At 45.6% G+C, this 8658-nt stretch carries 8 protein-coding genes and 3 pseudogenes (1 of these 11 cut by a window edge); all 11 read right to left on the bottom strand.

Annotated features, from left to right (window positions below; genetic code table 11):
• Positions 1–292 precede the first annotated feature (292 nt).
• Complete coding sequence (locus J4G02_20070; GenBank protein ID MCE2396823.1) at positions 293–505, bottom strand: hypothetical protein; 213 nt, start codon at positions 503–505, stop codon at positions 293–295.
• Between the two features lie 65 nt (positions 506–570).
• Entirely contained in the window at positions 571–963 is a 393-nt protein-coding gene (locus tag J4G02_20065) for a hypothetical protein (GenBank protein ID MCE2396822.1), read from the bottom strand.
• Positions 915–1430, bottom strand: a complete 516-nt coding sequence (locus J4G02_20060) for a protein kinase (GenBank protein ID MCE2396821.1) — start codon at positions 1428–1430, stop codon at positions 915–917. The genes J4G02_20065 and J4G02_20060 overlap by 49 nt, the downstream gene beginning before the upstream one ends.
• An 89-nt stretch (positions 1431–1519) precedes the next feature.
• Complete coding sequence (locus J4G02_20055) at positions 1520–1999, bottom strand: hypothetical protein (GenBank protein MCE2396820.1); 480 nt, start codon at positions 1997–1999, stop codon at positions 1520–1522.
• Between the two features lie 73 nt (positions 2000–2072).
• Positions 2073–2538: pseudogene (locus J4G02_20050) on the bottom strand (hypothetical protein).
• A 12-nt stretch (positions 2539–2550) separates the two neighbouring features.
• Positions 2551–4899, bottom strand: a pseudogene (locus J4G02_20045) (TonB-dependent receptor).
• 264 nt (positions 4900–5163) lie between these two features.
• A pseudogene (locus tag J4G02_20040) lies at positions 5164–5538 on the bottom strand (carboxypeptidase regulatory-like domain-containing protein).
• A 272-nt stretch (positions 5539–5810) separates the two neighbouring features.
• On the bottom strand, positions 5811–6440 hold the full coding sequence (locus J4G02_20035) for a ThaI family type II restriction endonuclease (protein ID MCE2396819.1): 630 nt from the start codon (positions 6438–6440) through the stop codon (positions 5811–5813).
• A gap of 242 nt (positions 6441–6682) precedes the next feature.
• Positions 6683–7597 (bottom strand): site-specific DNA-methyltransferase, encoded by a 915-nt coding sequence (locus tag J4G02_20030; GenBank protein MCE2396818.1) that lies wholly within the window; start codon positions 7595–7597, stop codon positions 6683–6685.
• The gene (locus J4G02_20025; GenBank protein MCE2396817.1) at positions 7590–8123 is read right to left on the bottom strand and encodes a hypothetical protein; all 534 of its coding nucleotides are present in this window, start codon (positions 8121–8123) and stop codon (positions 7590–7592) included. Before J4G02_20025 ends, J4G02_20030 begins: the two co-directional genes overlap by 8 nt.
• A 397-nt stretch (positions 8124–8520) precedes the next feature.
• Positions 8521–8658 carry the end of a phytanoyl-CoA dioxygenase family protein gene (locus J4G02_20020; GenBank protein ID MCE2396816.1) on the bottom strand. It continues 681 nt past the right edge of the window, so 138 of the gene's 819 nt are visible here — the last part of the coding sequence; its start codon lies off the right edge, out of view; the stop codon is at positions 8521–8523.

Here is an 8658-nt window from a genome sequence, read left to right as displayed (position 1 = left end):
CTCACCAAGCCAACTCACCTCGCTCATTTATGATGGCTGAGAGTCAGTAGACATCAACATTTCAGCTATCATCTGGTCATTTGATGCTGTTTCCAAATCGACATCTTCCGCGTTGCTCTGAATTTCACTATCTCTGCTGCCCATACTTTGTCAATGCCCATGTGCCCCTAAATCTATAGAATGAGAGGGCATAAAGTTACGATTGTGGATGTATCATTAGACACATCACAGAGTGTTTTCAAAAGTTTAATCTTACCGTCGCGATAAACGCCTTCAATAGTTGTAGACAAGATCAGTCCTTTTTACTCCTCTTTTTCAATACGAATCGTAAAGCCTCATTAACAGCTTCCTCGTTGGGGAAAGCAGCTGCAACATCTGGCGCGAGACAGACAATGTTTGTACCAGCAGCATATTGCTGGGCATATTTGCCACGCACCCCATTTTTCAGCGATGTTTCATCGTACTCGGGACGTAATTCGTCATTCAGCGCGATTCTGTCAGTCATTATTGGTTGTCTTGTTCTATTTTCCTTGTTAAGAATGAAGGCGAATACGTTCCTTGCAGTGCTCCTTAAGATACTAGCCCGGCTGACGCTGCCGAAATTTCCCTCCACATGTCAATCGCAGAAGATGTTCGATCCCTGACACGCCGCCGCAATGCTCGAGCTACTGCCACAGCGTATCTTGATGATAGCCCCTCGGCAAGTTCTCTCGGACGGCCGGCAATAATCTCATCTTGCGTGAAATCTAGTGTTTGGTTCAGCAGGAGACTTAACAACAGCAAGCCTACATGATATATATCAGTATGTGTTCCTATCGCACCGAATTGTTCAGGTTTTAGGTGCTCTGGGGGCAACATCCATGGAGCAAGAATAGTATTGAAGAGACGAATATCTCCTGCAAGGCGGCTAATCCCTAAATCGCCGATCTTGAATCTCCAAACAGGGTCCTTGTCTGGAACCATTGCGTCTTTCTGTCGAGATACAAAAACATTTCCTGCATGCAAGTCCTTGTGAACATATCCATGATCGTGGATGTACTGGAGCCCATTAAGAAACCGTTGGTGCTGGGGTCTTCGATCAAAACCTTCAACGTGAATGCACACTTCTCGACAATCAGGTAGAACGTATCTCGATATTCAAACGCTTGATGGATAAAGGTAACTTGCGGGTGCCGAAGCTGTTGAAGATTTTTAAGTTCATGAATCCATTCCTCTCTTACTGTCTCATACGGACGATTCCGTAGCAAAAGTACTTTGGCGGCTAGCTCGTTTCCCCATTCGTCGCGACAGTCAAAAACAGCCCCGAACGCTCCCTTCCCGATTTGTTCGCCGATGTAGTACTGCACACCTTTATATTCAATCGCTTCATTGGTGCTTGGAGGCACAAACTTCCGCGGAACTGGCGGTGAGATTTGTTGGTTACGTGTCATTCTAGACTGCTACCTCCTAACGAGCAAGTTCACCAACAGAAATTGCACTATCTCCATTATCCTTCGACACATTACCTTGCTAGTCTCGATTATTTGTAGAACATTTTGAGCCAATTTGGGTCCACTGCATCTTGCAGTAAGTCATTAACAGTGAGGTGCCCTATTACTTTACCATTTTTCACGATAAACGGTGGTGATGACGTAAACTCATTAAAAGGACTGTGTGTGGCAAACTCACCTCCGTAGCGACCAAAATCATTGCACGTAGACTTTGCCCCAAACTTGCTTCCGTAACGCCCCAATTCGTTGAAGATGGAATCACCTACAACCGTACTATCTATCTTTCCAAGAAATGTTTGCTCACCATCGTCAGCAATGATGGACGCACCATTGAATGTCTCGTGAACCTTGATTGAAAGTGCAAGCTGGAGCTCTTCAATCGAGAGTTCAAGGGCAGGTGCAAGTCGAGCTCTAAGTTGTTCAACTCTTGATTCTTGATTTTCTTGTGCAGATGCTAAGAGAGTAAGACAGATGAGAACTGCGGCGCAAAAGTAATAGATTTTTCTCATGTTTCTGATCCTTAAAGTTAATTCTTGATTGGTCCGGATTTTTCGGTCCTATTTGATTTGCCACTACCCTCAGCTAGTGCTGGCTTGCGAAACCCTCGTAGACCGGCTGTAACCGGCACTGGATAAACACCTCCAACAGCATAAGCCCCCACATACCCACATCAGCATCAAGAATGAAATTCACCCGGTCCGTGTTTTCCTTGATCCAGTTGGACACGTTCCCCTTGTTAAGGTCATATCTATGTACAGCATCTTTATCCTTCAGAATTGATGCTGCCAAAGTGCTCGGGGGCAGAGCCAACTTTGTAATGCTGACTCGTGTAGCGAGCCTGAGACTTTGGTCCGGCTTGACCCACCTTCAAAACGCGTTCTTTATCAGAAAAGACATATACGGCCATTTTTCCTTTCGGCAAGCTAGGTGGTGCTCTGTGTGGCATCTTCAAAGTTTCAACGCGAATAGCATCCGGCTGCATCTTAATTTGTCCTAGCTCGGCGACAACCAAGAAATCGGTCAACAATTGTGCAGGATTCCACTTCATACTTGCCAAACTCACACCAATCATAACCAACCGCGGCGAACTCCACGAGAACGGACTGGAATGCTTTCTGGCGGTAAGCGGGAGGCCATACCGGTCGTATGTCACCTCATCAAGCAAATCATACAGATTTTTCGTGTTGAAGATGTTCCGAATATCCGCAAAGAGGGTATACGTCACCTCACCAAGCCGGCTGCGCTTACTCAGTAGTACGTCAACATCGTAAGTTGCGGGATAACGTTTCGAGTTCACATCGGGTTTAATCGGTGCCCTCGGATTCGGGGTGTAGGGCAAACCACTGCCGTACCGACCGATCAGGCTAATCGCACTGTCGAAGGGTAATTGAATGTCCAATGTTCCTGAGACGACATGCCGCTGATCCCAGTCCAGAGGATGGCTTTCAGTCACTTCAGGTTGTTGCCGATAATAGGTCAGGTAGCCCAGATTTCGGCTGGAGCCTTTCCCCTTTGCGACGGAATAGGTATAACTGAGCATCCCGGAAACTGGACTATTCCCAGTGCGCCACTTACGAATCGTCAACTCAAAGCCTTGAACCCGTCCGTAGATGTCATTGATGAAATAGCTGTAATCGTTGGTGATGTCAACATGCACGCTACTCACCAGATTGTCGATATCCTTGGTAAACCCGGTGATGTCAGCCGTTAGATCGTCGGTGAACTGCTGTGCGATCCCGACTTCGTAGGCGATAGTTTTCTCCGGCTCTAAGTCGGGATTTCCACGTCTGCGGATCGCTCCCCGCATATCAAAGTTGAGATTTTCGTAGAGGTCGTCGCCGCGTGGGATTTGATAGTAATGCCCATACGTGAAATGCAGCTTCGCCCGATCTGTTACCGGGAACGAGATGCCGAGGCGTGGAGCAATCATCTGTTTGGTGGAAGCCTCAACCGGATCCTTGATCACCGGCAATCCAACTGTGTAGACGCTTTTATCTAGCTTGATTGTTCCATCCTCATTGAGTTCAAGCGGATCCAAAGGATCCGCGGGTGAGACCCCGTCTGGGTTATACAAATCATACCGCAACCCCGCATTGACAATCATCCCCGCATACTCCATCTTGTCTTGTAGGTATGCGCTCAAGGAGCTAGGCGCTACATCATAATACTCCATATAGAGGTTTGAACTACCCCAATTGGTTGTGCCGAGATTGTAGATGTCCTGCGCCGTAAAGCCGACACCCGTCTGGATCTGATGATTCTCCGTGACTTGGCTGGCAAAATCCGCTTTCACTATTGATGTCGTCGAATTGCGGTCTGTCCAAGCATTGTCATCGCCTGCAATGTAGTAGGTTGTATCGTTGTACGCTTGTTGAGTTGGGTTTCTTATTCTTCCCTCTTCCTGATTCTCCTCAAAGGATTTGTCGGGGTCCCACGCGTTTTCATCAAACGTTTTATTCAACGGATCCCACACTTTATCCGGTTGATGGCTCTCAAAAGAGCGATGGAATTGCCCAAGCGTCAACGTGTAGAAGGTGCCGGAGTTGAGGTTATGTGAGAGTTGCACGGAAAGGCTACGTCCATCCCTGTTCCCCACCGGAATCGCGCTGGGTAAAAAGCGCAGACTGCCGCCATAGGAATGGGATTCCTGCTGATCGAAAAGCCCACTTGCCGTGAGCTTAATTTCGGGCGTCACTTCAAACTTGAGTTTGCCCTGAAAGGTGTATCCCGTTGAATCAGCATTGGGTAGGAAACTTTCATTTTGCTGCAGCTGGCTAGCGAATGAGAAGGTTAACCGGTTTCCCCATATCGGTCCATTGAGCGCGAATTCCCCGATATGGCTCGGACTCAGATCGTACGCTTTCGTCTCGTTGAATAACCCACTGTATTGGTTCAAATCCACGATGTAGCCATCTAACAGCGTAACCTGTTTCTTCTCATAGTCAATAACGGTGCCATCGGTGTCTTGATAAGGTTGGCGTGCCATAACGACTTCACCCGCGGCATCCACCTGAGGCTCGCCTGTAGCAGGATCAATAACAGGCAGCAGCGGGTTTTCTGCTCTGTCCGCATACACGCCGGGGACAATCTCCTTGAACTCGACCTGTGCATCACCCTCTCGACTTGCCAACTCCTCGACCGTAGTGGCGTCTCCCCGATAAGGGGTTTGATAGCCGTAAGGTTCGCCGAGAAAGATCCCCCGGAAAGGTTCAAGTGCTACCGGTTGGAAGTTGTTGTCCGGATCTAGCCAAGGACCGTATACCGGATCGCCGTGGTGCGTCGCCCACTGCCCGACTCGATATCGGATTCGACCCGAAAATTTGTTGGTGCCGGCTTTCGTGATAAGATTGATTACACCGGATTGTGCGTTACCGTGTTCTGCGTTGAACCCACCCGTGATGACTTCCATCTGTTCAAGAGCATTGGTGTTGATACCGATGCCTAAACCGCTGCCAATTGGGTCATTGACCGGGAGACCGTCAATCAGATATTTAACCTCCATCGAACGACCGCCGCGAATATGGAGCGCACCAGATGCGTTATTCACCGTCACACCCGCCTGCGTTTGGAGAATCCCATTTACGGTATCGCGGGGCATGGCTTCAATATCCTCCGCTTCAATAATCCGCGTTGTTTGCGTAACATCCCGCTTAATCAGCGGTTTAGTAGCCGTTACCGTTACCTCTTCGAGCGTGACAACATCGGCAGCCTTTAGCGCGAAGTTTAAGGTTGTGGTAAGCCCGGCGAACACCTTCGCACCCGCCACAGTCTCCGCACCATAGCCAGCGATGTCTGCCTTCACATCATAGCCGCCCGGTGGGATATTGATAAGGACATAATAGCCTGCGTCGTTTGTCGTTGTGGTGCTGCTTGTCCCGACAAGTGTTACCGTGACATTTGGCAACGGTGCACCCGTCGCTTCAGCGGTGACTACACCCGAAATCTTCCCGGTGATGGCAGCAGAAGCGTCCCAGATACCTACCAACGCCACGAAAACCACAATGAGTAGGAAGAATTGTCGTTTGGTTAAAATTGTTGCTTTTTTCATCTTGTAGAGATCTAACCCCCTTTGATCCCCCTTGTCGCAGGGAGAACGTCTTTTGCGTGGTTGCTCATTTTCTTACCATTCCACCTATTATAACCCAAGTTGCTAGTTATTGAAAATCCCTCGGTTCTCTTTTTGACTACTTTCATTCTCTGTCAATGACGTTTTTTGCTGTGATTGCCTTATTTTTAAGGTCAAGACATTTTGTGTAAATGAAATTTTCCTTTTGTTTTGGAGTGACATCTATTTGTTTGGGACTGTGTAGATGTAGGCTTTTAGTCGGAATGTCGTCTTTTCCAATAGGTTTCCCATTCTTCGTGAGGGTCAAAGTCAACTCCTTGCCTTACCCAAGTTACTTTTCGGCGTAGGGTGTCTGGATGTTCTTTTAACATCGAAAAGGCTTCTTTTGAGAGTGGGATTCCTCTATTATTTGTCCCTGTTAATCTCGCTAGATAACCGGAATCGCCAAGAGTGTTGTGGGTTTCGATCTGAACAGAAAGCGGAATATAGAAGATGCTATCGGCAGTTTTGTTCCAATGTATTGTAATCCACAGGAAATCCGACTTTGGATAATATGTGGCAATTTCTTCTTCAACTCTTTGATTATCAGATGTCCAGTGAACTTTGATTGCGGTGCGAGAGTTTCCTGTTACTGTCTTGATTGCTAAATCTTCTCCGCATAGAGTAACATCAAAGTTTCTCTCGTTAGTTTTTGACGGTAATATCACCTCATCACCACCAAACATAAACCTGAAATATCCAATAATAACCTGTTCACGGAGAAGCCCCTGTGCAGAATTGCTTGGCAATTGTTTCTCGACGACTTCAAAAGCCTCTGGTAATCCCAAAGTAAAATGAGAAAGTTTTTCTGGGTCATTCAGTAGGTCTACTATGCACTGATTCATTTGGCGACTCCTCAACAAAAGATTGCTCATGGTATAATCTGTAATATGCAACATCAATGTATTCTTGAGATATTGTACTGCCATCGGAAATTTGGGCCACAATCTCAACCAAGATTGTGATACAATGCCAATCCAATTGAAAGGAACTATCCGATGGCAGTGCAGACACCACAGAGGCAGAGTGAATTACTACAACCCAAAACCCCGGCGGGACGACAGGTGGCAACCTGCACTCATACATATTAGTCAAATAGTCTCTTTTGAGAGGTGTATCGTTCTATCCTGTCATTTGCAAGTTCAACATATTTTTCATCAATATCATAGCCGATATAATTTCTACCTGATTTAAGTGCAGCTAAACAAGCCGTGCCACTACCACAGAATGGGTCTAAAACAACATCGTTTTTGAATGTGTATAACTGAATCAATCGATGCGGCAATTCTTCGGGAAACGGAGCAGGATGCCCAATACTTCTGGCAGATACCGCTGGGAATGTCCAGACGCTTTTCGTCCATTCTAGGAATTCTTCTTTTCTGATGGAATTCTCTTTACGGTTGCGTTTCCTTGAAAACGATCCTTTAGAAAAAACTAAGATATATTCATGAATATCCCTCAGAACAGGATTCGCTGCAGACATCCAACTCCCCCATGCTGTTGAAGGACTAGCACTGGATGCTTTATTCCAGATGATTTCTCCCCGCATATAATAGCCAATTTCTAACATATCTTCGATGATATAGCTGTGCAATGGGATATAAGGTTTGCGCCCTAGATTTGCAACGTTAATACATGCCCGTCCACCTGTCACCAATTTTTTATGGGTTTGGGTGAACACGCTCCTAAGCAGTTCTCTGTATTCACCTAGGGACAAATCCTGATCGTATTCTTTCTGCACATTATATGGTGGAGAAGTCACCATTAGATGGATACTTGAATCCGGTATCTCCGACATATTTTCACTTGATTTGCAATAGATTTGATTGAGGATTACATTGTCAATTGAATTTTCTATGAATTCAACTTTTTCCGAGGGTTTCTTACCAGCGTACAATTTGCTATTATAAAATTCGCTGGAATCATGGTTTATTCTTCCAGAAATTCCAAACGCACTCGTCTTTGTGCCGCCTTTTCGGGGATTCGGTTCGGTTTTATTCATTTTTTTTAGACTCCAATAGTTTGAGAAAATTCTCCGCTTTCTTTTCGTAGGTTGACTCTCTTTCTGCTATCTCAATGAATCTGCCAAGTGTTTCTTTACTTTCCATGCTGGAGAAAAAATTGAGTTCTGTCGAAAGCAGCTCGGCTAAAGAGGCCCTAAGAGATTCATAAGAATCAAATCTGATAAATCCTTCCTTTTTCGTAGTCTTTATAGAATCCCCTCTATCAAGAGGGGTCGGGTTGAGCGACCAAAATCCCTGAACAATTCCTGATGTTTTCAAATTGTCAACTTTCTTGAAATAGTGGTTTGTGATAGGAGTATTACCAAGAACAATAATAGGAATTGCAGAAGCTTTGTAGCCTGATGTTTTAATAGTAACTGCTTTTCCAATTGCTTTTAGCATGGAATCCGATCTTAAAAGCCCTGGGTTGCCTTTATGCGTTCTATAATCTCCCGAACATATCAATTGGTTATTGTGAAATTCCCAATTCCATACCACGGACATCTTTACTTCAAAAATTATCAAAATATCTTCTGGGGCAAGCTCAGATCTATTTTTTTTGCAATAACGATATTCGCTGGAGATTTCTTAGACAATCCTATCTCTCTGCATACTGCACCCCTAACTACAAAAGTATTTTCGTCGTTTACACATTTTTGTAATAGTTCTTTTGTCCATGTTTCAGTATATTCGCCGATCAGAGCATTCCTACTTTGTAGGGTTGATTTTTTGCCCCGATAACTTTTCGGCCAGTAGGCAAGATACCTATCATCTTCAGTGACCTAAAAAAGTCGTTCAAGTGCCCCAGAGTCATTGATTTTTTCTTGAAAAAATTTCCGCTCTACTTCCTGATTCCATAAATTCATTTTCTACTTCCCCTAACGTTGACGAATCTTCAGAGTGGTCATACCAAATTGAGCTATCAACCCCGTGAAGGCTCCGTCATCGTCTCTCTCAGTTCCCGATGTAATTCAGCGAGGTGGATATCATTCTCCATCACCTGCTCCAAGTGCACCATCCGCTCTGGACCGGCAGTGCGAATCATCGCTTCGCCGTGGAT

The sequence above is a fragment of the Candidatus Poribacteria bacterium genome, from assembly GCA_021295755.1.
In the GTDB taxonomy this organism is placed as follows: Bacteria; Poribacteria; WGA-4E; order WGA-4E; family PCPOR2b; genus PCPOR2b.
The sequence above is the reverse complement of the archived record's forward strand: the minus strand, read 5'-3'. Positions and strand labels throughout refer to the sequence as shown.